Source organism: Stenotrophomonas maltophilia, from assembly GCF_006974125.1.
Classification (GTDB): domain Bacteria; phylum Pseudomonadota; class Gammaproteobacteria; order Xanthomonadales; family Xanthomonadaceae; genus Stenotrophomonas; species Stenotrophomonas maltophilia_O.
Window position 1 is genome coordinate 3,294,828 of record NZ_CP037858.1, and the last position, 24,953, is coordinate 3,319,780.

The 24,953-nt window shown below is 67.0% G+C and carries 22 protein-coding genes; 7 read left to right on the forward strand and 15 right to left on the reverse strand.

The window, feature by feature from the left end:
- Positions 1-34 precede the first annotated feature (34 nt).
- The 4 genes from EZ304_RS15090 to EZ304_RS15105 all read left to right on the forward strand — a co-directional run bounded on the left by EZ304_RS15090 (position 35) and on the right by EZ304_RS15105 (position 4,098).
- Entirely contained in the window at positions 35-1,171 is a 1,137-nt protein-coding gene (locus EZ304_RS15090; RefSeq protein ID WP_142807475.1) for a metallophosphoesterase, read from the forward strand.
- Between the two features lie 93 nt (positions 1,172-1,264).
- Complete coding sequence (locus tag EZ304_RS15095; protein WP_260678118.1) at positions 1,265-1,654, forward strand: hypothetical protein; 390 nt, start codon at positions 1,265-1,267, stop codon at positions 1,652-1,654.
- Between the two features lie 92 nt (positions 1,655-1,746).
- A complete protein-coding gene (locus tag EZ304_RS15100; protein ID WP_142807477.1) occupies positions 1,747-2,760 on the forward strand; it encodes a hypothetical protein in 1,014 nt (337 codons plus the stop codon).
- A 78-nt stretch (positions 2,761-2,838) separates the two neighbouring features.
- Positions 2,839-4,098, forward strand: a complete 1,260-nt coding sequence (locus tag EZ304_RS15105) for an MFS transporter (RefSeq protein WP_142807478.1) — start codon at positions 2,839-2,841, stop codon at positions 4,096-4,098.
- A gap of 4 nt (positions 4,099-4,102) precedes the next feature.
- Here the strand turns inward: EZ304_RS15105 and EZ304_RS15110 are convergent, their stop codons facing one another.
- Positions 4,103-5,050, reverse strand: a complete 948-nt coding sequence (locus tag EZ304_RS15110; protein WP_142807479.1) for a nucleoside hydrolase — start codon at positions 5,048-5,050, stop codon at positions 4,103-4,105.
- A gap of 153 nt (positions 5,051-5,203) precedes the next feature.
- Here EZ304_RS15110 and EZ304_RS15115 point away from each other — a divergent pair, with 153 nt between their 5' ends.
- Positions 5,204-5,530, forward strand: coding sequence for a hypothetical protein (locus tag EZ304_RS15115; RefSeq protein WP_142807480.1), 327 nt, complete (start codon positions 5,204-5,206; stop codon positions 5,528-5,530).
- Positions 5,531-5,601: 71 nt separating this feature from the next.
- Here EZ304_RS15115 and EZ304_RS15120 read toward each other — a convergent pair whose 3' ends face one another.
- The 13 genes from EZ304_RS15120 to EZ304_RS15180 all read right to left on the reverse strand — a co-directional run bounded on the left by EZ304_RS15120 (position 5,602) and on the right by EZ304_RS15180 (position 20,163).
- Positions 5,602-6,321, reverse strand: a complete 720-nt coding sequence (locus tag EZ304_RS15120) for a GntR family transcriptional regulator (protein WP_142807481.1) — start codon at positions 6,319-6,321, stop codon at positions 5,602-5,604.
- A 105-nt stretch (positions 6,322-6,426) separates the two neighbouring features.
- A complete protein-coding gene (locus EZ304_RS15125) occupies positions 6,427-7,794 on the reverse strand; it encodes an SLC13 family permease (RefSeq protein ID WP_142807482.1) in 1,368 nt (455 codons plus the stop codon).
- A gap of 104 nt (positions 7,795-7,898) precedes the next feature.
- Positions 7,899-8,819, reverse strand: a complete 921-nt coding sequence (gene mdcH / locus EZ304_RS15130) for a malonate decarboxylase subunit epsilon (RefSeq protein WP_142807483.1) — start codon at positions 8,817-8,819, stop codon at positions 7,899-7,901.
- Positions 8,816-9,631, reverse strand: a complete 816-nt coding sequence (gene mdcB / locus EZ304_RS15135) for a triphosphoribosyl-dephospho-CoA synthase MdcB (protein ID WP_142808108.1) — start codon at positions 9,629-9,631, stop codon at positions 8,816-8,818. The genes mdcH and mdcB overlap by 4 nt, the downstream gene beginning before the upstream one ends.
- 38 nt (positions 9,632-9,669) lie before the next feature.
- Complete coding sequence (gene mdcG, locus EZ304_RS15140) at positions 9,670-10,311, reverse strand: malonate decarboxylase holo-[acyl-carrier-protein] synthase (RefSeq protein ID WP_142807484.1); 642 nt, start codon at positions 10,309-10,311, stop codon at positions 9,670-9,672.
- Positions 10,304-11,008 carry a biotin-independent malonate decarboxylase subunit gamma gene (mdcE, locus tag EZ304_RS15145; protein WP_142808109.1) on the reverse strand — a complete coding sequence of 235 codons (705 nt, stop codon included), beginning with the start codon at positions 11,006-11,008 and terminating at the stop codon, positions 10,304-10,306. The genes mdcG and mdcE overlap by 8 nt, the downstream gene beginning before the upstream one ends.
- 2 nt (positions 11,009-11,010) lie before the next feature.
- Entirely contained in the window at positions 11,011-11,919 is a 909-nt protein-coding gene (locus EZ304_RS15150) for a biotin-independent malonate decarboxylase subunit beta (RefSeq protein WP_142807485.1), read from the reverse strand.
- The gene (gene mdcC, locus EZ304_RS15155) at positions 11,916-12,236 is read right to left on the reverse strand and encodes a malonate decarboxylase acyl carrier protein (protein ID WP_099553012.1); all 321 of its coding nucleotides are present in this window, start codon (positions 12,234-12,236) and stop codon (positions 11,916-11,918) included. Before mdcC ends, EZ304_RS15150 begins: the two co-directional genes overlap by 4 nt.
- Before the next feature lie 10 nt (positions 12,237-12,246).
- Entirely contained in the window at positions 12,247-13,890 is a 1,644-nt protein-coding gene (mdcA, locus tag EZ304_RS15160) for a malonate decarboxylase subunit alpha (protein WP_142807486.1), read from the reverse strand.
- Between the two features lie 226 nt (positions 13,891-14,116).
- Positions 14,117-16,309, reverse strand: a complete 2,193-nt coding sequence (locus EZ304_RS15165; protein ID WP_142807487.1) for a TonB-dependent siderophore receptor — start codon at positions 16,307-16,309, stop codon at positions 14,117-14,119.
- 357 nt (positions 16,310-16,666) lie between these two features.
- The gene (gene mqo / locus EZ304_RS15170; RefSeq protein ID WP_099553010.1) at positions 16,667-18,361 is read right to left on the reverse strand and encodes a malate dehydrogenase (quinone); all 1,695 of its coding nucleotides are present in this window, start codon (positions 18,359-18,361) and stop codon (positions 16,667-16,669) included.
- A gap of 267 nt (positions 18,362-18,628) precedes the next feature.
- Positions 18,629-19,075 (reverse strand): GNAT family N-acetyltransferase, encoded by a 447-nt coding sequence (locus tag EZ304_RS15175; protein ID WP_142807488.1) that lies wholly within the window; start codon positions 19,073-19,075, stop codon positions 18,629-18,631.
- 182 nt (positions 19,076-19,257) lie between these two features.
- Complete coding sequence (locus EZ304_RS15180; protein ID WP_005415672.1) at positions 19,258-20,163, reverse strand: LysR family transcriptional regulator ArgP; 906 nt, start codon at positions 20,161-20,163, stop codon at positions 19,258-19,260.
- A 138-nt stretch (positions 20,164-20,301) separates the two neighbouring features.
- On the opposite strand from EZ304_RS15180, the gene EZ304_RS15185 reads away from it, so the two are divergent.
- Positions 20,302-20,937, forward strand: a complete 636-nt coding sequence (locus EZ304_RS15185; RefSeq protein WP_005408523.1) for a LysE/ArgO family amino acid transporter — start codon at positions 20,302-20,304, stop codon at positions 20,935-20,937.
- 166 nt (positions 20,938-21,103) lie between these two features.
- Entirely contained in the window at positions 21,104-23,071 is a 1,968-nt protein-coding gene (locus EZ304_RS15190) for an alpha/beta hydrolase family protein (protein ID WP_142807489.1), read from the forward strand.
- A 55-nt stretch (positions 23,072-23,126) separates the two neighbouring features.
- Here the strand turns inward: EZ304_RS15190 and EZ304_RS15195 are convergent, their stop codons facing one another.
- On the reverse strand, positions 23,127-24,881 hold the full coding sequence (locus EZ304_RS15195) for a peptide MFS transporter (RefSeq protein WP_142808110.1): 1,755 nt from the start codon (positions 24,879-24,881) through the stop codon (positions 23,127-23,129).
- Positions 24,882-24,953 lie beyond the last annotated feature (72 nt).

The following is a 24,953-nucleotide window of genomic DNA, read 5'->3' on the forward strand; positions in this document are numbered from 1 at the left end:
GCCTTCACCATGGCGGGCCCGCTTTCTGTCATGGATGGTTGCAGTGCTGAGTACGATCGGTTTGTTGATGGGCCTGTATGTGGCCTGGCGCCTGTTCTGGCCGCTGCGCATGCCCATCGGGTTGAAGGTCGTGCTGTCGCTGCTGGTGGTGGCCGTAGCCGTGCAGCTGCGCATCGTGGCCACCTTCTGGGGCACGATGGCGTCGCTGGAGATCCCGAAGATGGCCATCGCCGTGCTGGCCACCGGCTCCACTGCGGTGCTGCTGCTGGCCTTGATGATGCTGGTACTGGACGCCGGCCTGCTGCTTTCGCGCCTGCTGCGTTGGCCGCGCATGGTAGCGGCCCTGCGCGCATCGAAGCTGCGGCCATTGGCCGGCCTGCTGGCCCTGCTTGTGAGTGGCTATGGCATCAGCCAGGGCATGGCCGTGCCCCAGCCTCGGCAGATCGACGTGGCGATCAGGGATCTGCCGGCCGCGTTCGACGGTTATCGCGTGCTGCAGCTGACCGACATCCACGCCAGCCGCCTGCTGACCGGCGACTGGGTACGCAGGGTAGTGGACGAGAGCAACGCGCTGAAGCCGGACCTGATCGTGATCACTGGCGATCTGATCGACGGCAGTGTCGAGGCCCGTCGCGAAGACGCGCGTCCGTTGGCCGATCTGCAGGCGCCGGATGGCGTCATTGCCATCACCGGCAACCACGAGTACTACGCGCAGTACCAGGACTGGATGCAGGCGTTCCGCGCGCTGCACATGCAGGTGCTGGAGAACAGCCATCTGCAGGTGCGGCGTGGTGATGCGGCGCTGACCATCGCCGGTGTCACCGACCCGGTGGCGGCACGCTACGGCCTGCCGTTGCCGGATCTCCAGGCTGCACTGGAGGGTGCCGATCCCTCCGCACCTGTGATCCTGCTCGATCATCGCCCACGCAATGCGCGTGAGGCTGCTGCGCGCGGTGTGAAGCTGCAGTTGTCCGGACATACCCATGGCGGCCAGATCATCGGCATGGACCAGCTGGTGAAGCGGGCCAACGGCGGCTACGTCTCCGGCCGCTACGAGGTGGACGGGATGACCCTGTACGTGAGCGATGGCGCTGGCCTGTGGGCCGGATTCCCGGCACGCATCGGCGTGCCTTCGGAAATCACCCTGATCACCCTGCGCCGCGCCCCGTGACCTGAAGTGGGGTCAGATCCCTTTCCTGCAGGGAAAGGGACCTGGCCCCTGACAGACCATATGGAGGGAACCATGTCCCGTACCCGCGCGCCGATGGAACGCCTGATCCGCGCCAATGCGGACGAGATCAACCGGCTGCGCCAAGCCATCCGCGAAGCCGCTGGCGCGCGCTGGCGTGGCCCGGAACAAATGCAGCGGCATGCGGCAGCCTGCGCGGAATATAACCAGCGCTATGCACAGCTTGCTTTCCCGGGTGGATACGCCAACGCGCTGAGGCAACTTGCCGAACACGATCCAGATACGGTGGATGTCGTGCTGACCTTCCTTGAGGTGCGCCCGTACTTCTTCCGTTCCGGATACATGTGGAAGACGCTGCTGAAGCGCGTGCAGCGGGCGCCGATGGGCGTGAAGCAGCAGGCCCGGATGCAGAAGATCCTCGAAGCCTACGCCGCTTACAGGGCGGGAAGCCAGCACACCGGGTAGCGCCACGCCATGCGTGGAGGTCGTGTCCTTCCCGCCGCGGGCCCAGGATCGGCGATCATCTGCACGGTCCATGCGGAATCAGGGAGCACACAATGCAGGGAATGCCTCATCCAGTCCGGCGTCCACGCCACGTCGCGCTGCTGGTCGGCCTACTCGCGCTGGCCGCATGCCAACGCACATCGGATGCGCCGACAGGGGCACCCGCAGCGGGCACACCGCTTGCCGCCCCGGCCACCGCAACAGACCTCTCTCCGCTGCTGGATGCGCTGCCGACCTGTGCGCTGGACGGCTGGTACATCGACCTTCAGACCGATCGCCCGGCCCATCCCTGGCTGGCCGCGAACGCGCCGAAGCCCTGCAAGGTGGACGAAGAGAACGAGATCGCCACGTTCTGCACGCGTGGGCAATGGAAGGGACTGCCGGTGGAGGAGGTGGTCCTGCCGACGATGACGTTCGTCTCGTTTCGTGGGGCGAAGATCGGTCTGCCGCTGGAGAAGGCGCGTCCCGTCGTCCGCCAGCGCTTCGGGCAGGAATTCCCGGGTGGTGCGGCGTACGAGGCGGGCCGCGAGCCGAAGCTGATGGCCGACCCGGAGGACGCGCAGCGTTCATGGCTGCTGTGCAGCACGCCGGAACTGGGCCACGACGTGGACAGCGGGGGAAGCATCAGCTATTCCGGCATGAACCTGCCCTACGATCACGACGGTTGCAGCTACCGCTACAGCCCGGTCGACTTCTGCGATGCGCCGCACCGGGCCGCCATCGAAGATGCGCTCCAGCACCAGGAGCCCAATTTCAACCAGCACTACCTGCTGGTGCAGGTCGATGATCGCCCCGAGTTCTTCCAGCGCACACTGGTGCTGGTCGACACCCGCACGGGACGCGCCACGCCATTACCGATCGATGCCTTCACCGGCCCGGCGGGGAAGGGCGGAGATGCCACCGGCTACGGGACACTGGAAACGGGCGTGGACCAGCCGCAGTTCTGCCTCGATGGCGCGTTGCTCGTCTACCGCGTGTTCGAGGAAGGACGCTTCTGCTTCGGCTTTGACGGTGAGCGCTTCACCGGGCACGAAACCCAGTACATGCAGCCGATGGATGACCGATGACCGGCATTTCACCCGGGCCGTGACACTCTGCCTGCAACCTGCATCCACGGGAACGAGGCTGTTGAAGGCGAACACGCAATGACCGCGGCGCGGCAGCGCTCGATGTGGGTGGCCGGCCTGTCCACGGTGGTGGAGTGGTACGACTTCACGCTGTACCTGTACTTCGCCACGGTGCTGTCGCGAGTGTTCTTCGGCGGTGGCGAGCAGGCGCTGCTGGTCACCCTGGCCGGCTTTGCGGTGTCCTACCTGATGCGCCCGCTGGGCGCGCTGTGCTTCGGCCACCTGGGCGACCGCCTGGGCCGGCGCTGGATGCTGCTGGCTTCGATGGCGTTGATGGCAGCGGCAATGCTGGCCACTGCGCTGCTGCCGACAGTGGCCACGGCCGGTACGACGGCGGGCGTGCTGCTGCTGATCCTGCGCTGCGTGATGGCGTTTTCGGTGGGCGGTGAGTACACCGGGGTGGTGGCGTACCTGCTGGAAAGCGCACCGGAGAGACGACGCGGGCTGGTCACTTCGCTGGCCTCGGCGGCCAGTGAAGTGGGCGCACTGCTGGCGGTGGCGATTTCCGCGCTCACTGTCGCGCTGCTGCCCACCCCGCAGCTGGACAGCTGGGGCTGGCGCATCCCGTTCTTCTTCGGTGCGGCGCTGGCACTGGTGATCCTGATCGCACGCTCGGGCATGCACGAATCGCCCGAGTTCGAGCGTCAGCGCCGTGAGGGCAGCATTCCGGCCACGCCGCTTCGCCATGTCCTGCGCAACCATCCGCTGGCGGTGGCGCGCACGTTCGCGATTTCGGCGCTGGGGTCGATCACCTACTACGTGGGAATCACCTATGTGCCCGCATTCCTGCATGCGCGGGGCCACGATGAGGGCGATGCGCTGTGGCTGTCGACGATTGCGGCAGTGGCGGTGATCGCGGTCACGCCACTGTTCGGCGCATTGTCCGACCGCGTCGGACGACGGCCGGTGCTGTTGGGCCTGACCGTGCTGGCAGCGCTGCTGCCACTGTCCTTGTTTGCGTGGATGGCGCAGGCGACAGCGCTGGGCATCGCGCTGGCTGCGGTGCTGCTGGCCTGCGTGGCCGGTGGCGTGAGCGCGGTGGCGGCGCCGGCCACGGCCGAGCAGTTCCCCGGTGAAGGCCGGGTCAGCGGGCTGGCACTGGGCGTGACCATGGCCACTGCATTCTTTGGCGGTGCAACACCCTGGCTGGCGCAATGGTGGGTGGAGCGCAGCGGCTGGGCAGCAGCGCCAGGTGCGATGATCGCGTTGGTGGCAGTGCTGGTGTTGCCGGTGTTGTGGACCCTGCCCGAGACGGTCCCGGGCAGGGCCAAGCGCTAGCGGGTCAGACCTTCAGGGTCTGCTCGATGTCGGCCAGTACCGCAGCCGCATCTACGCCGATGGCAATCGACTGCACCACGTGGCCGTCCCACACGCTGGGGCCGAATGCCAGGCCTTCCGGCTTGGGAATGGTCATGCCGCGGGCGACGCCGTCGGTGGCCACGCGCACGCTGGCGCGCTCGAACTGGAACAGCTCCGGACGGGTCAGCGCGATGCAGGCGCAGCAGTCGTGCACGACCATGCCCTTGTGGCCGGCCTGCAGGTAGAAGTCCACGTAATCCTGCGACAGCGCACGCACCAGTTCGGCATCGGCACCGCCGATGGCGGCCAGCGTGTCCAGGCCGTCACGGTCCATTTCCACGCGGGTGGTCACGTCCAGACCGATGGCAGTAACCGGCCAGCTGGCGGTGAACACCACGTCGGCCGCTTCGGCGTCGCCCCAGATGTTGGCCTCGGCGGCCGGGGTGATGTTGCCGTTGACGTGGAAGGCGCCGCCCATGATCACCACGCCGCGCACCAGGCCGGCGATGTCCGGGGCCTGCTGCAGGGCCAGGGCCAGGTTGGTCATGCGACCGACCGCGACCAGAGTCACTTCGCCCGGATGGGCACGGACCAGGTCGATGATCAGCTGGTGGGCGGGGCGCGCGTCGGCGGCCACGTCCAGTTCGGCCGGCACCGGGTGATTGCCCAGGCCGTTGTGGCCATGGATGTGCACCGGCCAGGCTTCCGGGGTGGCTTCCGGCTGCAGCGGGCCACCGGCACCGCGCGCGACCGGGGCGGCAAAGCCCCAGGCCTGCTTCAGGTACAGCGCATTGTGCGTGGTCGACTCCACCGAGGCATTGCCGAAGGTGGTGGTGACGCCGATCAGGTCGATCTGGGCGTGCTTGTGCAGGTACAGCAGGGCCAGGGCGTCGTCGACGCCCGGGTCGGTATCAAAAATGACTTTCAGCATGTTGTTGTTCTTCTTCTTCCGTGTGGTGCGGGGGGCGCCGGCGGCCCGGAAGCAGGCCGGCGCGCCCTACATTGTCCCATCTTCATGACAGGCAGGGCCATTGCCGGGCTGGCAGGCCCATAATGCCCTCCAGTCCAGGCATGGAGCCGCCGAATGCTGATCGTTGCCCTTCTGCTGGTCCTGCTGGTGCTGGGCCTGAACGTGGTGGCTACCGTGGTGATCGTCAGGCGTGATGGCCTGTCGGCGGGCGGCCGGACAGTGCAGTTGCTGCTGGTCTGGCTGCTGCCGCTGGTCGGCGCGATCCTGTGCATGGCGGTGGCCACGGCCGATGGCTCGGGAAGCCGGGGGGAGGGGGGCGGACGCCATGACACCTCCGTTGGCTATTCCAGTGACAACCACAGCCATCACAGCTACAGCAACTCCGACTGCGGAAGCGACAGCGGCAGCAGTGACGGTGGTAGCTGCGGTGGTGGCGATTGACGAGATGTTCCGGGATGCCGGCCAAGGTCACGTCCTGGTAGTGCCGGCCGCTGGCCGGCAACCTCATCCGCTCAACCGCCGCCTTCGGTCGGCAACGGTGCCGGCACGTTCAACAGCCCGCCCGCCGCCACATAAGCGGCCAATGCCTGGCCCTGGCTCAGCAGATGGCGTTCCATGGTGCGTTCAGCAGCCTGCGCATCGCGGCGTCGGAAGCACTCCATCAACTCGCGGTGTTCTGCCAGCGACTGCGCGGTTCGCCCCGGGGTGAGCAACTGGCGGCCGCGGTGCATCTTCAGGATGCGGTGCAGGTCGTGGGTGATGCGGATCAGCCACGGGTTGCCGGCATAGTGCTGCACGGTTTCGTGGATCAGGTAGTTGTTGCGGTAGTACTCGGCGATGTTGCCCTCGGCCGCTGCGGTTTCCATCGCTGCATGCAGGTCTTCCAGCTGCCGCACGCCGGCATCGTCGATGTGCCTGACCGCCTCGTGCGCGCAGCGGCCTTCCAGCATCGCCATCACCGGGAACAGCTGGTTGAGGTCTTCCAGCGTCAGTCGTGTGACCCGGCTGCCACGGCCGGCATCGATCTGCACCAGGCCTTCGGCAGCCAGCAGCTTCAGCGCCTCGCGCAGCGGCGTGCGGCTGATGCCCAGTTCCTCGCACAGTGCGGGCTCGTCGATCCACTCGCCCGGCGGAAGCCGGTAATCGTAGATGCGCTCGCGCACATGTTCGGCCACCTCTTCGTACAGAGGTGCGCGTTTCTTCGGTGACCGCGGGGCAGGGGCAATGGCCATGGAGGAAGTGTACCGCCAGGTAGTGCCGGCCGCTGGCCGGCAACCCATGGTCGCTGGATGGCTTCATGAGAGTGCCGGCCCGCGGCCGGCACTACCGTTGGGTGCTTACATCCAGCCCGGCACCACGAACACCAGCCAGGCCAGCAACGGCCCCAGGGCCACCACCAGACCGCTGTACACCAGGAAGCGGCGGAACAGGGTCTCGCGTTCTTCCTTCGCGGCCGAGGCCACCACCAGTGCACCATTGGTCGAGAACGGGCTGACATCGACGATGGTGGACGACACCGCCAGCGCGCAGATCACGCCGGCGGCGCTGAGGTGACCCTGCATCAGGAACGGTACCGCCAGCGGGATCGTGGCACCCAGTACCGCCGCCGACGAGGCGAATGCGGAGACGATGCCGCCGACGTAGCAGACCAGCAGCGCACCGAGCAGCGGGATGCCGATGCTGGAGACGCCGTGGCCGATGAAGTCCACCGCGCCGGCATGTTCCAGTACGCCGATGTAGGTCACCACGCCACAGATCAGCAGCACGGTGGACCAGCTGATGCCATCGACCGCGCCCTTCTGGCTTTGTGGCGACAGCAGCGCCAGAGCCACCGCGACGGTGATCGAGACCAGACCGACATTGAGGTTGTAGATCAGCGCGGCCACGCCCAGACCGAGCAGGCCGATCAGGGTGAACAGGCGCTCGCGGGTCAGGCCCACGGCGTCCAGCGCAACCGGATCGTTGGAGAGCGTGCCACCGCCTGCCGCGACCAGCGCACCATGGCCTTCGATCGCGAACTGGCGCGACGACGCCTGCGGGCCACCGGCCATTGCCAGCTCCGCATTGCCCACAGTGCCAGCTGCGGTAATCGAGCCGCGGCGCAGAAGGGCGATGCCACCGAAGGCGAAGAAGCAGATCGTCGCCATCATGAAGTTGAAGCCGAGGCTGGTCAGGAACACCGCCATCTCGGTCACTTCCAGCCCGGCCTTCTGCACCACGCCGTTGGTGATGCTGCCGTACACGCTGATCGGCGAGAAGCCGCCGGCCTGCGCACCATGGATGACCAGCAGGCCCATCATCAGCGGATTGATGTTGTACTGCTTGGCAAAGCGCAGCGCGACCGGGCCGATGATGGCTACCGCTGCCGGGCCGAGCGCGCCGAAGGCGGTCAGCACCGCGGTGATCACGAACATCACCCAGGGGATGGCCACGATGTGCCCGCGCACCGCTTTCACAGCCCAGTGCACCAGCAGGTCGATGGTGCCGTTCTTCTGCGCGATGGCGAACAGGTAGGTGATGCCGACCAGGGTCAGGAACAGATCGCCGGGAAAGCCGGCCAGGACCTCCTTGCCACCCATGTCGACCCACAGCCCGCCGATGATGAAGGCCAGCGCGAAGGCGACGGCGCCCATGTTGATCGGCATCGCCGTGGCAACAATGAACATGATCACCAGACCGATGATCGTTGCGATTTGTGGACTCATGCGCCCTCCCAGACACGTGACTCACGTACAGCGCGGATGGAGACCCGCCATCCCGGGGTAAGGCGACGTACTGCGTGTTGCGTGATACGTACTGCTCGAACCCGTTACTGCAGCCGCTCCAGCGCGCTGCGGACCCATGCCGCCGCGCCTTCAAGGCTCTGGAACTCCTCCACCGCGCGCACCTCGCAGCACGGGTATGACGGCGCGACCATGCGCGCCAGTGCATTGCCCGGGCCCAGCTGGAGGAATACCCGCGCGCCTCGCTCGAAGGCCTGGCGCATCACCTGCGCCCATTCGATGGTCTGGGCCAGCTGTGCCGACAGGGTGCGCACCGCTGCCGCGCGATCACGTACCGGCCGTGCATCGATACCGGCCAGCAGCGGCAGGCGCGGGGCCTGCAGCGCAGAGGCATCGAGGGCCGCAGCGAACGGTGCGACCGCCGCTGCCAGCAGCGGTGTGTGCGCCGGAACGTGTACCGGCAGCAGCCGGATGTCTGCACCCTGTGCACGCGCTGCAGCGGCCAGGCCCTGCAGCGAGGCGTGCGTGCCGCCCACGATGAAATGATCCTGGCCGTTGGCGATGGCCACGTACGCGCCCTGTGCATCGCACAGCGACTGCAGGCTGCGGCGGTCCAGCCCGAGCACCGCCTGCAGGCCTGCATCGGTGGGGCTGGCGCTGTCCATCAGTTGCGCGCGCCGTGCGGCGAGGGCCAGGCAGCTGGCGGCATCAACGCTGCCTGCGATCGCATGCGCGGCCAGTTCACCGATGCTGTAGCCGGCCACCAGCACCGGTGCCGGCACCGTTTCGCGAAGTCCCTGCCAGTGCGCGAGGCTGGCTGCACACAGCAAGGGTTGCGCCAGGGCATTGTCGAAGCGCGATTCGTCAGCGGCCGCCGCGAACACGTCGCGTCCAAGCACTGCGCTGGCAGTCTCCAGTACCTCGTACGCGGCCGGCAGATCGCGCACGCGGTCGAACATCGCCGCGTGCTGCGCGCCTTGGCCGGGGCAGAGCAGGGCAAGGCTCATGCACCCTCCTGCTGCAGCAGGAACCAGCTGCAGGCGAGCAGATCAGCACTGCCACCGGGGCTCAGGCGGCGTGCGACGAAGCGCTCACCGATGCCGTGAAGGCGTGCCTGCCAACCGACTGTGAAGGCGCCGCCGCTTTCCAGAAAGCCACGTGCCTGCTGCTGGGCCCAGTGCAGGCCGTCGGCGCCGCCGCGGTGCAGCAGGTTGAGGTCATCGATCTGCGCGACCAGCTGCATCAGGGTCTGGCACAGCGCCGCATCGTGCGTCAGGCCTTCCTCCAGTGCATGACGCAGCGTGGGTATCGCCAGCTCGCGCAGCACAGGGTAGCCGGCCGCCGCCTGCTCGCGTACGCCCGGCACGCCATGGCGCACGCGTGCCCGCTGGCCCGGGCTCTGCGCATCCAGCGGTGCACCGGCGAAATCATCGGCCCAGTGCGGCACGCCCAGACAGACCTCTGCGGCGGACACGCTATGGCCCTGCTGGCGCCGGCAGCGTGCGGCGGAAGCGACCAGCAGGCCGAGGCTGAAGATTGCACCACGATGAGTGTTGATGCCGCCGGTGGCGTGCAGCATCGCGGTTTCGGCGGCGATGCCCTGCATGCGCAGCAGTGCGAAGGGTGCATCGTCAGCCCCGGCATGGGCGATCGCAGTGAAGTAGTGGCGCAGCGAGAACAGGCTGCGCAGGAAGGTGCCGGCATCCATGTCGTGATGGCTTCCGGCATCAAATGGAGTGACCAGGCCGGGTTTGGGAGCCAGCGCCAGTTCGGCATGCAGACTGGCGATGGCCAGGCGGCCCAGTCGCGCGCTGTCGATCGCGCCTGCATCCGGCTGGCGGGACTGGAAGGCCGCGCTCACGCCGCCACTCCAGCTGCCTCGAACAGGCGCTCTCGGGCGTCCAGTGCAGCACCTTCCAGGCGCTTCACCAGTACCTGACGGCTGTCACCGGCAAACTCACGCCAGTTCACCGCGCCGCCATCAGGCAGGCACAGTTCGCCATCGGCGCGACGGGCATGCTCGTGCTCCCAGGCGTTCAGGTGTGCGGCAAGTGCATTGGCCTGCGTACGGGTCTCCACCTGCCACAGCAGATCGATGTCCGAGCGTGCGTGCACATAAGGCAGGCCAGTGAGGTGCTGCCACGCGAAGGCACCGAATACGCGCGCCTCAGCGATGTTCTGCAGCGCTTCAAGGGGCCGCTGCCAGTCCTGCGGAACGTCGCCTTCCAGCACCGTCTGAAGTGCCGGCGGTGGCGTGGTGCGCAGTACATCGTGTGCTGGCACGCGCAGGGCCAGGCGCAGTTTGCCCTCGGCGGGCGGCAGCGGCACACCGAGACGCAGGCGGGGGTCTGCATCGTCGGCGGCACGTCGCGCGACGATGGCCGGCAATCCCTGCGCAAACCAGTCGGCCAAGCGTGACTCATGCGCGGCGATGTCCGCCTGCCAGCCGGCGTGCGCTGACAGCCACACCAGCGCATGGCGGGGCAGCCGCTCAGGCATCGCCCTGGCTCGCGGCAACAGCCACGCGTGCGGCCAGCATGCGCCCGCCACGTTCGGCGCCGCGCATCGCGCGACGGTCGCCATCGGCGGGCGTGCGCAGCGCTTGCAGCAGGTGGGCAGCCAGGTTGCCGTTCCAGATCGAGTCCACCGCACCCATCGCTACGTAGTTCTCCACGCCCGGTGCGAACACCGGGGATGTCTGGCTCAGCGCCTGCAGTTTCTCCAGCGGCTGCTTGGTCACCCTGGCCATCGCACGCAGGTCCATCACCCGCACCTGGGCGTCGGGTAGAGCATGGATGTGGTCGGCCATCAGCCCGAACGAGAGGAAGCCGCCGCTGACGGATTCACCGTAGACCAGCGTGACCAGTCGCGCGCCACGTCGACGCGCGAGATCCAGCGTCTGCGCCAGGTGCGCGAAACAGCCGTTGATGCCGAGCAGTTCGTCGCGGCGTGCCAGACGCTGGCCGGCGGTGTCGACCAGCATCACGATCGGTTGCTGCGGATGCGCGGCGGTGCTGGCCAGCACCGTTTCGGCCAGTGCCAGTGCGTGGTCCACGCCGACTTCGAGTTTGTCGGCGGTACCGATCACGGTCACCTCGCCAACCTCGGTGGCAGCGCTGCCGGTCAGCACCGAATCGTTCACCGCAATGGCATGCCCATGCGGAAACAGGGCATCGAGCAGTGTCTGCAACGGCATGCTCATGGCAGGCTCCGGTTGGCGGTAGCGATGAGGAATTCATCGGTGTCGAGCAGTGGCAGGCGCTCGGGGTGGGGAATGCCCAGCCGCGCCCAGATCTCCAGGCCATCGCGGCAATCGCTCCAGGCCTGCACGCGCGCCTTCAATGCCACATGGCGTTCCTGCAGCGTGGCCAGTGCAGCATCTGGATCGGCACTATTGGTATCGGGCTGCAGCGCATTGAATGCCGCATGCGCGAACGCTTCGATGGCGTCGGGTACCAGCACCTGCGCCTGATCGATCAGGTAGCGGTGCTTGCCGCCGGTCACGCGCCAGACCAGGGCACGGTCGCGCGAATCGAACTCTTCCACCCCACGCACGGTCTCGATCACTTCCGGGCCGGACAGCGACAGCCGGCCTTCCTCGGACATGATGACGGTGGTGCAGCAGCGGGCGACGATGCCCATGCCGCCGAACGCACCGTTGCCGCTGCCGATCAGCGCGATGACCGGCACGCCGGCTGCACGCGTGCCCAGCGTGGCACGCATGATTTCTGATATCGCGATCAGGCCTGCATTGGCTTCGTGCAGGCGCACGCCGCCGGTGTCCAGCAGCAGCAGTACGCCATCGGGTCGTGTCTCGGCTGCGCGGCGCAGCAGTCCGGTCAGCTTGGCGCCGTGCACCTCACCCACGCCGCCGCCCATGAATTCACCCTGCTGCGCGGCCAGCAGTACGCGCCTGCCGCGCAGCAGGGCTTCGCCCACCACGATGCCATCGTCGAAGGCGGCCGGCTGGTCCAGCTGGGCCAGGTGCGGGCTCATCATCCGCCGCGCCGGGCCAAGGAACTCGCGGAACGAACCGGCGTCGACCAGCCCGGCAATGCGTTCGCGCGCATCGGCTTCGTAGTAGCTGTGGCGCTGTATGTGGCTCATGGCGTGCCTCCGGCCAGCAGGGTTTCCACCGCCTGGTCGAGGCGCAGGCTGACCACCGCCGGGGTCGCACCGGCATCGTTGATGGATACGCGCACATCGCGCAGCGGATGGCGCTGGGCGAAATCGGCGATCACCGCCTGCCAGATGCTGCCAAAGCCCTGTGCGGCGGTGATGACACGCACGGTCATTGCGCCGTCCAGGTCGGCCGGTTCCAGCAGGATTTCCAGGTTGCCCGAGGCCAGCACGCCCACCAGCACCGCATCGCGCGGGAACTGCACGGCGGTGCGGCCGTCGAATCGATAGTCGAGGGTTTCCATGCTCTGTCCCTTACCAGTTGCGGAAGCGCTTGGGCGGGTCGTAGAGGCCGCCAGACCAGCGCACCAGGTCCTTCACCGAGCGTGCGGCCAGCAGGTCGCGGCTGGCATCGCGTACTGAAATGCCAAGGTCTTCAGGTCGACGGATCACACCGCGGTCGCGCAGGTTTTCCACCATCGCGCGGTCGCGGCCAAGGCCGACGGCGGTATAACCGGACACACCGCGGATCGCCTGTTCGCGTTCTTCCGGCGTGCGGCACAGCAGCAGGTTGGCGATGCCTTCCTCGGTCAGCACGTGGCTGACGTCGTCGCCGTAGATCATCACCGGCGGCAGCGGCATGTCCGCGCGTTCGGCCAGTTCCCAGGCATCGAGGCGTTCGACGAAGGCCGGCGCCATGTGCTCGCGGAAGGTCTCCACCATCTGCACCACCAGCTTGCGGCCGCGTGGCATCTCGCCCGGCCGCGCAGCCTGCTGGCCAGCCTTGATCCAGGCATCGCTGGCGTGGCGGCGGCCACGTGCATCCGAGCCCATGTTGGGCGCGCCACCGAAGCCGGCGATGCGGTCGCGGGTGGCGGTGGAGCTGTTGCCCTGCAGGTCGATCTGCAGGGTGGAGCCGATGAACATGTCGCAGGCGTACAGGCCAGCGGTCTGCGAGAACGCGCGGTTGGAGCGCATCGAGCCGTCGGCGCCGGTGAAGAACACATCGCCACGAGCAGCGATGTACTTCTCCATGCCCAGTTCCGAACCGAACGAGTGCACCGATCTGACGAAGCCCGATTCGATCGCCGGGATCAGCGCCGGGTGCGGATTCAGCGCCCAGTGCTGGCAGATCTTTCCCTTCAGCCCCAGCGATTCGGCATAGGTAGGCAGCAGCAGTTCGATGGCCGCGGTGTCAAAGCCGATGCCGTGGTTCAGGCGGTTCACGCCGTACTCGGCGTAGATGCCCTTGATGGCCATCATCGCCATCAGCACCTGGATCTCGGAAATCTGCGCCGGGTCGCGGGTGAACAGCGGTTCGATGTGGTTCGGGCGCGGCGCCTGTACTACGAAGTTGACCCAGTCAGCGGGGATATCGACGCGGGGGAGGGTGTCGACGATTTCGTTGACCTGGGCGATGACGATGCCGCCACCGAAGGCGGTGGCTTCGACGATCACCGGGGTGTCTTCGGTGTTCGGGCCGGTGTAGAGGTTGCCGTGGCGGTCGGCCGCCTGCGCGGCGACCAGGGCCACGCGCGGGGTCAGGTCGATGAAGTAGCGGCCGAACAGTTCCAGGTAGGTGTGGATGGCACCGATCTGGATGCGGCCTTCGGCCACCAGGTTGGCCAGCCGCACCGACTGCGGGCCCGAGAAGGAGAAGTCCAGCTTGGACGCGATGCCGCGCTCGAACACATCCAGATGCGAGGGCAGGGACAGCACCGACTGCACCATGTGCAGGTCGTGCACCCGTGCCGGGTCCAGATCGGCCAGGGCCTGCGCCAGGAAGTCGGCCTGCTTCTGGTTGTTGCCCTCCAGGCAGACCTTGTCGCCGGGCTCCAGCAGCGCGTGCAGCAGTTCGCCCACATCGGTGGCGGCCACTTCGCGGCCCTGGGCCCAGGGCGCCGCCCGTTCCAGGCGGGCCTGGCGGCTGCGTTCCAACGTATCCCAGCTCGGGTTCATCGACCGGCTTCCGATTGGCGTTGAGATAATTACGGCATAATTACATCGGGACGTGCAACCCGCAGTGCAGCAAATTCCCCGGTATCACGTATTCAGTAGATCCACGCCATGCGTGGACAGGTGCATGGCATGCCGACCAACAGTCGGCGCCCACCCAAAAGAAGGGCCCGCGCGGAGGCGGGCCCTTTCCTGCGGAAAGGGATCCGACCCCGGGCACGTGCTTGGCTCAGAATTTCCAGCGCAGGCTGGCCGACACGAAGCGCGGTTCGCCGTAGTTGTTGTAGTCCAGGTTCGCCCAGTAGCTCTTGTCCAGTGCATTGCGCACGCTCAGCGTTGCCGTCCAGTTGTCGCTGATGCGGTAGTTGGCGTTGAACTGCACCAGCGAGTACGCCGGCTGGTTCACCGTCACCGTGCCGCCGAGCGGGTAGGCGATGTTGTAACCCTGCACCTTGCTCTGCCACTGCACCCCGCCACCGATGCTCAGGCGTTCCAGCGCACCGCGCAGCTGCAGCTGGGTGTTGAGCTGCAGCAGGTCCTTGGGCGGATTGGCGTACAGCAGGTCGGTGGCGGCGCGGGTGACCTTGACGTGGGTGTAGCCGGCGTTGATCGTCCAGCCCGGCAGGATCTCGCCGTTGACGTCCACTTCCCAGCCGCGCGCCTTGGTGCCGTTGATGCCGATGTAGGCCGAGCTGCCGTCGCTCAGCGTGCCTTCCGGCACGCTCATGTCGCGCACCGCGTAGTTGTCCTGCTTGGCCTCGAACACCGCCGCATTGGCGGTCAGGCGGCCATCGAACCACTGCGTCTTGATGCCCGCTTCCAGGTTCGAGCCCTGCACCGGTGCCAGCAGGTTCTCGTTGCGGTCCTTGTAGTTCTGCGGATTGAAGATCTCGGTGTAGCTGGCGTAGGCCGACACGTTCGGGGTGATCTCGTAGACCAGGCCCACGTACGGGGTGACCTCATCGCTCACCTTGTACGCACCGCTGGTGCCGGTATAGGCGCCGGCAGCGTTGTACGAGCGGCTGAGTGTTTCCCAGCGGCTCAGGCGTGCACCGGCAATCAGCGACAGCGGCTCGGCCAGGCGCAGGCGGGTGGCCAGGTAGACGCCGCTCTGCGTGGTCTTGGCCACGCGGCGCGCGCCGGTGCGGGTGTAGGTCACCTCGGAAATATCGCCGTTCCAGTTGAACACGTTGGGGATGTAGTAACAGCGTTCACGCCCGCAGGTGGCCCAGTCGCCCGGGAAGTTCAGTGCCACGGTATTGGTGGTGCCTTCCAGGTCCGACCACTGGGCACCGACGGTCAGGTCATGGTCGCGGCCAAACAGCGGGAACGTGCCGGTCAGATAGGCGTCGACGTTGCGGCGGGTGTCCTTGGAATCACCGGCGGCCGCGCGCAGGTAGATGCCCGCGCCGGTCACCGGGTCCGGGTTGCCGGTGCCGTACAGGCGCACGTTCTGCACGTTGCCGCGGGTGTAGGCGGTGTTGATCTTCAACAGCCAGTTGTCGCCGAAACGCTGCTCCAGGTTGGCGAACGCGGTGCTGCTCTCGCGCTTCCAGTAGCTCCACTTCGGCGACAGGTTGGTCGAGCGCGCCAGATGCGCGAAGTTGCCCTGGTTGTCGAAGAACGCCACGGTGCCCCAGGTGGAACCGGTCGGGTTGTTGTCCTGGGTCTGGTAGCCGACGGTGACCGTGGTGCTGTCGGTGACATCGCCTTCCAGCACCGCCATGCCGGCCATCTTGTTCTCGTCGTAGCGGTCGTAGTACAGGCCACGATCGGTGTAGGCGGCGACCACGCGGCTGCGGAAGCGGCCGTCATCGGTGAGCGGGGCGGTCACATCGGCCTCCATGCGGCGATAGTCCCAGCTGCCCGCGCTGACCGTGAACGAGGCATCGAACTCCTTGCCGGGGCGCTTGCGCAGCAGGTTGACCGTGGCCGACGGCACGCCGGCGCCGCTGAGCAGGCCGTTGGCACCGCGGATCACTTCGATGCGGTCGTAGAAGGCGGTGTCGTATTCCTGGTTGGTCGAACCGCTGTAGGTCGGGATGCCGTCGACCTGGAAGTCAGTGATGGCGAAGCCGCGTGCGTAGTAGAGCGGGCGCTGGGTGTCGTAGAAGGACACGCTGACGCCGGTCACGGTGCGCATCACGTCGTTGATGCTGAACAGCGATTCGTCCTGCAGGCGCTTCAGGCTGATCGCGGTGGCGGACTGCGGGGTTTCCTGCAGCGTGATCGGCAGGCGCGTGGTGCTCGACGGTGGTGCGGACTGTTCGGCGCGGACGCTGACCCGGTCCAGGGTCTTGGCATCGGCGGCGCCATCGGCCGCAGCGAACGCACCGGGTGCGGCCAGCAGGGACAAGGACGAAAGCAGGGCAGCCGGCAGCAGCGCGCGGCGGGGCAGGCGGTTGGTCAGGGTCGGGGACATGGTGGGCTCGAAGCTCGGAAGCGGGGAAGGGCGGCAACAGTCGTCCAGCACCCGGGGCGGCGGCTTCGGGCACAGCAGGTCCATCTGGGAGGGGCGCGGTCACTGCGCAGGACGCAAATGTAAATAATTCTTAACAACATTACAATTCGCGTCATTGTGGAGGGGCTTCTGGGCGCATGGCAGTGGCTGGCCCGGGGTCGGATCCCGTTGCCGCAGGCAATGGGCTGTGGCTCCATCATCGGCGCCCAAGCGCAGGTCAGAGCCCTCCCGTGCGGGAGGGACCCGACCCGTAGTTGCCCAAACGCGAACGGCCACCCGTAGGTGGCCGTCCGTCTGCGTCGAATGGAAACTGCGGGCTTACAGTGCCTGCAGTTCCTCGTTGGCGTTGCGCTTTTCCTTGGCCGGGGCCGGAGCCGGAGCTGCGGCCGGTGCAGGCGCTGCCGCGTTGGCATCCACCGGCACTTCCAGATAGGGAAGGTGCAGGGTCTGGCTGGTCAGCGTGCGGATCTCGTTGGTCAGCGCGGCGCTGTCGTTGAGCTTGCGCCCGTATGACGGGACGATTTCGCGCAGGCGCGCTTCCCAACCGGCCTTCATCTGGTCCGGGAAGGCCTTGGCCATCAGGTCCAGCATGATCGGCGGCGAGGTCGACGCACCCGGCGAGGCGCCGAGCAGGGCCGCGAGGGTGTGGTCCTTGTCGGTCACGATCTCGGTACCGAACTGCAGCACCGGGCCCTTCAACGGGTCACGCTTGATGATCTGCACGCGCTGGCCGGCGGTGACCAGCTTCCAGTCGCCCGGCTTGGCGTTGGGGAAGTACTTGACCAGTTCGGCCTGGCGGTCGGCATCGTTCAGGCGCGCCTGGCCCATCAGGTACTGCACCAGGTCCAGGTTGTCCTTGCCCACTTCCAGCATCGGGCCGACGTTGTTGTGGGTGACCGACGAGTACAGGTCCCACCACGAGCCGTGCTTGAGGAACTTGGTGCTGTACAGCGCGAACGGCCCGAACAGCACCACCGGCTTGCCATCCAGCTTGCGCGCATCCAGGTGCGGCACCGACATCGGCGGTGAGCCGGTCTCTGCCATGCCGTAGGCCTTCACGCCGTGGCGCGAGGTCACGTCCTGGCCCTGGAAGGCGAGGAACTGGCCACCGACCGGGAAGCCGGCGTAGTCCTTCGATTCCGGAATGCCGGACATCTGCAGCAGCTTCAGCGCGGCGCCACCGGCACCGATGAACACAAAGCGGGCGTGGGTGGTGGACTCGGTGCCGGCCTTGAGGTCCTTCACCGTCACGTTCCAGCTCTTGTCGGCGTTCTGCCGCAGCGCGCTCACTTCGTGGTTCAGGTGCAGGCTGAAGTTCGGGCTGCGCTGCAGGCCGGTGGTCAGCTGGCGGGTGATCACGCCGAAGTTGACGTCGGTACCGAGCGGCATCCAGGTCGCGGCCACCTTCTGCTTCGGGTCACGGCCTTCCATCAGCAGCGGGGCCCACTGCTTGATCTGCGCCGGATCTTCCGAGTACTGCATGCCGTAGAACAGCGGGTTCTTCACCAGGGCCTGCTGGCGCTTGTGCAGGTAGGCGATGTTGTCATCGCCCCAGACGAAGCTCATGTGCGGCGTCGGGTTGATGAAGTCGCTGGGCTGGCTCAGCCGGCCTTCCTTCACCTGGTGCGACCAGAACTGGCGCGAGACCTCGAACGATTCGGCGATGCCGACCGCACGCTTGGTCTCGATGCTGCCGTCGGGCAGTTCCGGGGTGTAGTTCAGTTCGGCGAACGCCGAGTGGCCGGTGCCGGCGTTGTTCCAGCCATCGGAGCTTTCACCGGCGACGCCGTCGAGGCGTTCGTAGACCTGGATGTTCCAGTCCGGCTGCAGTTCCTGCAGGTAGGTGGCCAGGGTGATGCTCATGATGCCGGCGCCGACCAGCACCACATCGACGGGCTTGTCGTTGCTGGCGGCGGGCACCGAACGCTGGGTCAGCGGCCAGTACAGGAACAGCGCGGCGGCCAGCAACAGCAGCACGAGCAGGGCGAGCAGGGCCTTGCCAAATTTCTTCATGGGGGCGGGATCGTTGGCGGAGGGGAAGGGGTCAGGATGCGCGTGGGGCAGGGAAAGGGCGTGAAGAAACAACGCCTTGCGCCATCCAACCGCGATTCTAACCGGATCCGGTCCGTTTTTGATGCAACGCAGCATCCGACGTTTCGCGGCCCCGTCACCTGGGGGGGGGGGCGGGCTCGACCTGGTGACCTCAGCCCCAGTAACGCCGGGCCACGCCTGACGACCGCAGCCCCAGTAGCGCCAGGCCATGCCTGGCGACGTCGTCAATCAGACCAGCTCAAGAATCTCGTCGCCGGCCTCGTCGACCTCCCCGGTCGGGCGCCAGCCCAGGCGGCGGTAGAACCCATGCGAGCGCGAGCGTGGGTCGGCCGAGCAGGCCAGGAACAGCCGCGGGTGGCCGGCGTCGCGAGTCAGGCTGACGACCTCCTGCAGCAGCTGGCGGCCGATACCGCGGCCTTCATATTCAGGCAGCAGGGCCAGCACCAGCACCTCGCCGCTGTCGCGGTCGGCGAAGCAGTAGCCGGCCATGCGCTCGCCGTCCCAAGCGATGCGGCCGATGAAATCGCCACCGGAGATGCCTTCGGCCCAGCTGTCCCCGGTGATGCCCAGCGCTGCCAACTGCGCGGCGCTGAAGGCGTTCTCGCGGGTGCGCCCGCGCAGGTCGATGCAGGCGGCGGCATCTTCAGGGCGGGCATCGCGCACGGCTATGGGCATGTCGGACATCCTTGTAGTGGTCGGCCCGTCAGTATCCGCATCACGCATGGACCCGGTGTGGAGGTTGCGTGGAGATCCGATGGAGCAAAAAGGGGACGGAGGGAATTAAGTCATCTTTGCCCTGTATGACGCTAGAGCCTTAAACGACTTAATCCCCTCCGTCCCCTTTTCCTGCGTGCGACTCAGCGCTTGCGCCGGATCAGCGCGGAGGAGGCATCCAGCACCGCGCGGGTCAGTAGCGCCATGGTCTGCACGTCGCCCTTCCAGTGCTGCCAGTACAGCGGCACGTCTTCCCACGCGCGCTGCCGCACGTAGACCAGTCGCCCGGCATCCAGGTGGCGCTTCACCAGCGGCAGCGGGTTCATCGTCCAGCCCAGCCCGCCCAGGTTGGCCTGCACGAAGGCCCGGGTGGACGGGATCCACCAGGTCGGTGCGGTGCTGGGCAGGTCGTCGCCGGCCATGCGCCGGGCGAAGCGCGACTGCATCTCATCCTTGCGGTTGAACACCAGCACCGGCGCCTGTGCCAGCGCCTGCGCGGTCACGCCCTTGGCAAAATGGCGCTCGCGAAACTCGGGCGTACAGGTCGCCGCGTAGCGGATGCTGCCCAGCGCGTGGATCTGGCAACCCTGCACGGGCTCGTCCAGCGTGGTCACCGCCCCCAGCACTGTGCCCTGGCGCAGCAGCTCCACCGTGTGGTCCTGGTCCTCCACGCGCAGGTCCAGCGTGGTGCCGGTGGTCTGCGCGAACTGGTAGGCCGCCTGCGGGAACCAGGTTTCCAGGCTGTCGTGGTTCACCGCCACCGGAATACTGGCCTGTGGCAGATCCTCGTCGGCCAGGCCCATCCGGTGCAGCGCATCGTGTTCGAGCAGGGCAGTCTGCTCGGCCAGCTGTACCAGCAGCTGCCCTTCTGCGGTGGCGGTGGCCGGAGTGCCACGCTTGACCAGCAGCCGGCCGATCCGATCCTCCAGTGCCTTGACCCGCTGCGAGATGGCGGACGGGGTGACATTCAGCGACTGCGCGGCGCGGTCGAAGCTGCCTTCGCGGATCACTGCGGCCAGGGCGCGCAGCTGGGCATGGTCGATACGCATCGGATTAAGTTCCGCTAATGTTGGTTTAGGAAGTTTAGCTCGTCTTTTCCATGTTGCGGCGCGACAATGGCGCCCGTTCCGGTGCTGTCCGCCTTCGCGAGGCACCGTCCCCCCAAGCAAGTAAAGGCAGTGAATCCCATGTTCTCGGTCATCTCCGCCAGCACCGGCCTCGGTGCCTGGTTCTCTGGTGCAGCCACCGGCATCGGCCTGTTCGCCGTGGTCGGCGCGCAGAGTGCCTTCATCCTGCGCCAGGGCATCCTGCGCAAGCACATCGTGCCGGTGGTCGCCACCTGTGCGGCCATCGATGCCATCTTCATCTTCGCCAGCGTGGCCGGCCTGCGCACGCTCACCTCGGCGCTGCCGTGGCTGACCACCGCCGTGCTGTGGACCGGTGTCGCGTTCCTGGCCTGGTATGCGATGAAGTCGGCACGCCGTGCGATCGCCGGTGGCGGTGGCATGGGCGAGGCCGACAGCGATGACGGCAGCCGCCGTGCGGTGCTGATGGCCGCGGTCGGCTTCTCGCTGATCAACCCGCACTTCTGGCTGGACATGATGGTGATCGGCTCGATCGCCGAGAACTTCGGCAACGCCCGCATGGCCTTCGCTGCCGGCGTGGTGACCGCCAGCTGCCTGTGGCTGACCGCGCAGGGCCTCGGCGCACGCCTGCTGGCGCCGCTGTTCACCAAGCCCAGCACCTGGCGCGTGCTCGACGGCACCATCGCGGTGATCCTCAGCATCCTGGCCCTCACGTTGGCGGTGCGCGGGGTCCACTGACCCGGCGCACGCCCCCCGAACCCACGTCCTGACTCTCTCTCCAAGGTAGTGGTAACGACGGCACCGGCAACGGTGCCGTCGTTTTTTATGCGCCACTGGCGGCCCGGGCGCCTGCCTGCCTAGAATCGGCCGGCCGGGACAAGGGGTCCAGGCAGGGGAGATATGGATGCACAAGCGCTGGCTGGCCGCCCTCATCGTGGCGGGACTTTGGTGTGGAACCGCTGCTGCGATCGATCTGGGCGCCTATGTGCGAGCGGACAAGTTCGGCGATGTCATGCTGTCTCCCGGGGGCGACTATCTGGCCGCGACCGTGCCTGCGGACGGGTTCACCGCTGTGATCATCCTGCGTACGGACGACAACACGCCGGTGGGCAACCTGCGGCCACCACTCAATTCGCATGTCTTCAACATGCGCTGGGTCAACAACGATCAGGTGATGTTCGGTCTGGCGCAGAAGTTCGGCACCCGCGATGCGCCGTGGGCCACCGGCGAGCTGCTGACACTGGATGCGCGCACCGGGCGACCGGAGCTACTGGTGGGCTACCGCGATCTTGGCCTGCGCGTGCGGCCCAAGTACCGGACGTCGGCTGCGGCGTTCCTCAGTGACGCCTTGCCCGGCGATGATGCCCACGTGGTCATCGCGGTAGGCGGATCGCGGCTGGATGCCAACGGCTATGCGGCCCAGCTGGAACTGGCAAGCGGCAAGCAGCGGCTGCTGGCCCGCGCGCCGATGCCGGGTGCCTCCTATGTGGTGGATGCCCGAGGCGAGGTACGTTTCGTCCAGGGCGCCGGTACCGATAATGTCCATCGGCTCTACCACCGCAACGGTGGTGACTGGGTGTTGGTCAATGACGAGAAACGCAGTGGCCGCAGCGAGACGGCGCTGGGCTTTTCCGCCGACGGCCAATTGGCCTATCTGCTCAGCGAGCAGGCCAGCGGCCCCGATGCCATCGTCAGCTGGAACCCGGCCACGCAGGAGCGCAAGGTCGTGCTGCGCGACGAGGTCGTCGATCCGGCGCGACTGATCCGCCGCCCGGGCAGCACCGTGCCGGTCGGTGCGCTGTTCCAGGGAAACACACCGCATACCCGGTTCTTCGACGAAAGCTCCGAGGAGGCGCGGTTGTACCGCAGCCTGGAAGCGGCATTCCCAGGGCGTGCAGTGTTCATTACCTCAAGTACCCGCGACGGTCGCCGCCTGCTGGTGGAAACCGGGTCCGGCTCCAATCCGGGCGAGTTCTACCTGTACGACCGCGACCGCAACCAGGCGCGCTTCCTGATGGCGCGCAGCGAATGGATTGACCCGGAGACCACTGCGTCGGTGCGGCCGGTCCTGCTGAAGGCGCGCGATGGATTGGAGCTCCATGGATTCCTGACAGTCCCGCATGGCAGTACCGGCCGTGACCTGCCGATGGTGGTGGTGCCGCATGGTGGGCCGATCGGGATATTCGACAACGGTAGTTTCGATCACGAGAACCAGTTGTTGGCCGCTGCTGGCTACGCCGTGCTGCAGATCAATTTCCGCGGTTCGGGCAACTATGGCCGTGCCCACAGCCGGGCAGCACTGAAACAGTGGGGTGGCGCGATGCAGGACGACGTGACCGACGCCACGCGATGGGCGATCAGCGAAGGCATTGCCGATCCCCGGCGCATCTGCGTCTACGGTGCCAGCTACGGGGCTTACTCGGCGATGATGGGTGCCGCCCGCGAGCCAGGGCTGTACCGGTGCGCGGCCGGCTATGTGGGCGTCTACGACCTGCCGCTGATGTTCACCGGCGGAGATATCCAGGACCGGGATTCGGGGATGAGCTACCTGCGCGAGTGGCTGGGCGATCCTGCCACGTTGGGCGCGGTCTCGCCGGTCAACCTGGCCGGCCAGATCAAGGTTCCGGTGTTCCTGGCGGCCGGTGGTCAAGACAGGCGCGCCCCGATCCAGCACACCGAGCGCATGGAAGCGGCGCTCAAGCGTGCCGGTACGCCGGTGGAAAGCCTGTACTACAAGACCGAAGGGCACGGCTTCTATACCGAAGCCCATCGCAGCGAGTACTACGGCAAGCTGTTGGCCTTCCTGTCACGCAGCCTCGGTGGCAAGACCGCCACGACTGCGGCTGCGGACGGCAAGGGCAAGGCGCCGTAAGGCAAAGGGCGGCGGATGGTTCATCCGCCGCCCCGGTTCCTGCCTGTGGGTGGGCCTACTTCACCCCGTGCATCATCTTCTTCAGCAGCGGCGCGGTAATGAAGGCCGCCAGCGCGCAGCCGAGGCCGATCCACATCAGCAGCCAGAACAGGTGTGCATAGGCACCGGCTGCGGCCACCATGTCCAGCGATCCGCCTTCCGGCACCTCGATCGCAGCCAGCTTGCCGAACAAGGCGGCCAGCGTTTCCGAGAACGCGGTGGCCAGGAACCAGGTGCCCATCATCAGGCTCATCACCCGCGGCACCGCCAGCTGGGTCACCGCCGACAGGCCAACCGGCGACAGGCACATCTCGCCGCTGGCCAGCAGGAAGTAGGCCAGCACCAGCCACCACACGCTCGCCATCTCGCCAGTAGCGCCGACCTGCTGTGCGGCCAGTGCCAGCGGGACGAATGAGAGTGCACCGATCACCAGGCCCCAGGCCGATTTCACCGGCTTGCCTGGCTCCCAACCACGGCGGTCCATCCACGTCCACAGCGCGGCGAAGGCCGGTGCAAGCAGCACCAGGAACAGGCCGCCGAGGTAGGTCAGCGAGCCGGCGGTCTGCGGAATCACCAGGCAGTCGCGCACCAGCAGCACCAGCATCAGTACGACGATGGCGGCGAAGAAGGTGCGCGGTGCAGATGAGCCCGGACGGCGCTCGGACAGCCGCGCGCTGACCACGAAGCCCAGCGGTGCCAGCAGCAGCGAGATGATCGACCACGGCAGCGGGGTACCGCCGGTGATCACCAGCGAGGGCACGATGTCCTTGGTCAGCAGGCGGTCGGTGAAGGTCACCCACGAGCCGTAGGACTGCTCGTACATCGTGAAGAACACCAGCGCCATGAAGATCAGCACCATCAGCGCGATCATCTGCTGGCGCTGTACCGGCGTGCATTTGGTGCCGGTGAACCAGGCGAACCAGACCAGTACGCCGCCCAGCACCACCAGCATCAGCATCAGCGCCAGGCTGATTTCACCGCCCAGCGCGAACGCGCCGTTGCCGGCCGCCCACATCAGCCACGCCACCGGCAGCACGCCGAGCACCGCGCACAGATAGATGAGCCATTCGCGTGGCAGGCCCAGCACCTTCTGCTTCAATGCCGCCGGCTGCGGTGGTTCGGCATGGCCCTGCAGGTACTTCTGGCCCCACAGGAACATTGCCAGGCCGGCCAGCATGCCGATGCCGGCGGCGCCGAAACCGTATTTCCAGCCGTAGGCTTCACCGAGGAAGCCGCACACCAGCGAGGAGAACAGCGCGCCCAGGTTGATGCCGGCGTAGAACAGCGAGAAACCCGAATCGCGGCGCGGATCGTCCTTGGCGTACAGCTTGCCGACGATGGTGGAGATGTTCGGCTTCAGGAAGCCTACGCCCATGATGATCAGCGCCAGCGACAGGTAGGTCACCGCCAGTGCCGAGGTGTCGCGCACCACTTCACCGTTGACCCGGTAGGCCGCATGGCCCTCGAAGGCCATGCCCAGGTGGCCGAGTACCAGCAGGATGCCGCCGAACAGCACCGCCCGGCGCATGCCCAGCCAGCGGTCGGCCAGCATGCCGCCGAACACCGGGATGCAGTACACCAGGCCGCCATAGGCACCGAGCAGGTCCAGGCCGGCCTTGTCGCCGAACAGGTGGTACTTGGTCAGGTACAGCAGCAGCAGCGCCTTCATGCCGTAGAACGAGAAGCGCTCCCACATTTCGGTGAAGAAGCAGACGTAGACGCCCTTGGGGTGGCCCAGGAAGTCGTCGGAGGCAGGAGCGGCAACGGTCATCGACGGCGCGGACAGCGGAAAGGGCGCGATTATAGGCCTCTGGGCCTGGGCAGGCAGCCGCTGGTGGAACCA

What these genes read in the sequence shown, in the direction of transcription:
- EZ304_RS15150 (WP_142807485.1), bottom strand. Translation starts at nt 11,919, where the DNA reads ATGAGCCACATACAGCGCCACAGCTACTACGAAGCCGATGCGCGCGAA.
- EZ304_RS15115 (WP_142807480.1), top strand. Translation starts at nt 5,204, where the DNA reads ATGCTGATCGTTGCCCTTCTGCTGGTCCTGCTGGTGCTGGGCCTGAAC.
- EZ304_RS15110 (WP_142807479.1), bottom strand. Translation starts at nt 5,050, where the DNA reads ATGCTGAAAGTCATTTTTGATACCGACCCGGGCGTCGACGACGCCCTG.
- EZ304_RS15120 (WP_142807481.1), bottom strand. Translation starts at nt 6,321, where the DNA reads ATGGCCATTGCCCCTGCCCCGCGGTCACCGAAGAAACGCGCACCTCTG.
- EZ304_RS15100 (WP_142807477.1), top strand. Translation starts at nt 1,747, where the DNA reads ATGCAGGGAATGCCTCATCCAGTCCGGCGTCCACGCCACGTCGCGCTG.
- EZ304_RS15190 (WP_142807489.1), top strand. Translation starts at nt 21,104, where the DNA reads ATGCACAAGCGCTGGCTGGCCGCCCTCATCGTGGCGGGACTTTGGTGT.
- EZ304_RS15175 (WP_142807488.1), bottom strand. Translation starts at nt 19,075, where the DNA reads ATGCCCATAGCCGTGCGCGATGCCCGCCCTGAAGATGCCGCCGCCTGC.
- EZ304_RS15165 (WP_142807487.1), bottom strand. Translation starts at nt 16,309, where the DNA reads ATGTCCCCGACCCTGACCAACCGCCTGCCCCGCCGCGCGCTGCTGCCG.
- mdcH (WP_142807483.1), bottom strand. Translation starts at nt 8,819, where the DNA reads ATGAGCCTTGCCCTGCTCTGCCCCGGCCAAGGCGCGCAGCACGCGGCG.
- EZ304_RS15185 (WP_005408523.1), top strand. Translation starts at nt 20,302, where the DNA reads ATGTTCTCGGTCATCTCCGCCAGCACCGGCCTCGGTGCCTGGTTCTCT.
- mqo (WP_099553010.1), bottom strand. Translation starts at nt 18,361, where the DNA reads ATGAAGAAATTTGGCAAGGCCCTGCTCGCCCTGCTCGTGCTGCTGTTG.
- EZ304_RS15105 (WP_142807478.1), top strand. Translation starts at nt 2,839, where the DNA reads ATGACCGCGGCGCGGCAGCGCTCGATGTGGGTGGCCGGCCTGTCCACG.
- EZ304_RS15180 (WP_005415672.1), bottom strand. Translation starts at nt 20,163, where the DNA reads ATGCGTATCGACCATGCCCAGCTGCGCGCCCTGGCCGCAGTGATCCGC.
- EZ304_RS15095 (WP_260678118.1), top strand. Translation starts at nt 1,265, where the DNA reads ATGGAACGCCTGATCCGCGCCAATGCGGACGAGATCAACCGGCTGCGC.
- EZ304_RS15090 (WP_142807475.1), top strand. Translation starts at nt 35, where the DNA reads ATGGTTGCAGTGCTGAGTACGATCGGTTTGTTGATGGGCCTGTATGTG.
- EZ304_RS15195 (WP_142808110.1), bottom strand. Translation starts at nt 24,881, where the DNA reads ATGACCGTTGCCGCTCCTGCCTCCGACGACTTCCTGGGCCACCCCAAG.
- mdcA (WP_142807486.1), bottom strand. Translation starts at nt 13,890, where the DNA reads ATGAACCCGAGCTGGGATACGTTGGAACGCAGCCGCCAGGCCCGCCTG.
- mdcE (WP_142808109.1), bottom strand. Translation starts at nt 11,008, where the DNA reads ATGCCGTTGCAGACACTGCTCGATGCCCTGTTTCCGCATGGGCATGCC.
- mdcC (WP_099553012.1), bottom strand. Translation starts at nt 12,236, where the DNA reads ATGGAAACCCTCGACTATCGATTCGACGGCCGCACCGCCGTGCAGTTC.
- EZ304_RS15125 (WP_142807482.1), bottom strand. Translation starts at nt 7,794, where the DNA reads ATGAGTCCACAAATCGCAACGATCATCGGTCTGGTGATCATGTTCATT.
- mdcG (WP_142807484.1), bottom strand. Translation starts at nt 10,311, where the DNA reads ATGCCTGAGCGGCTGCCCCGCCATGCGCTGGTGTGGCTGTCAGCGCAC.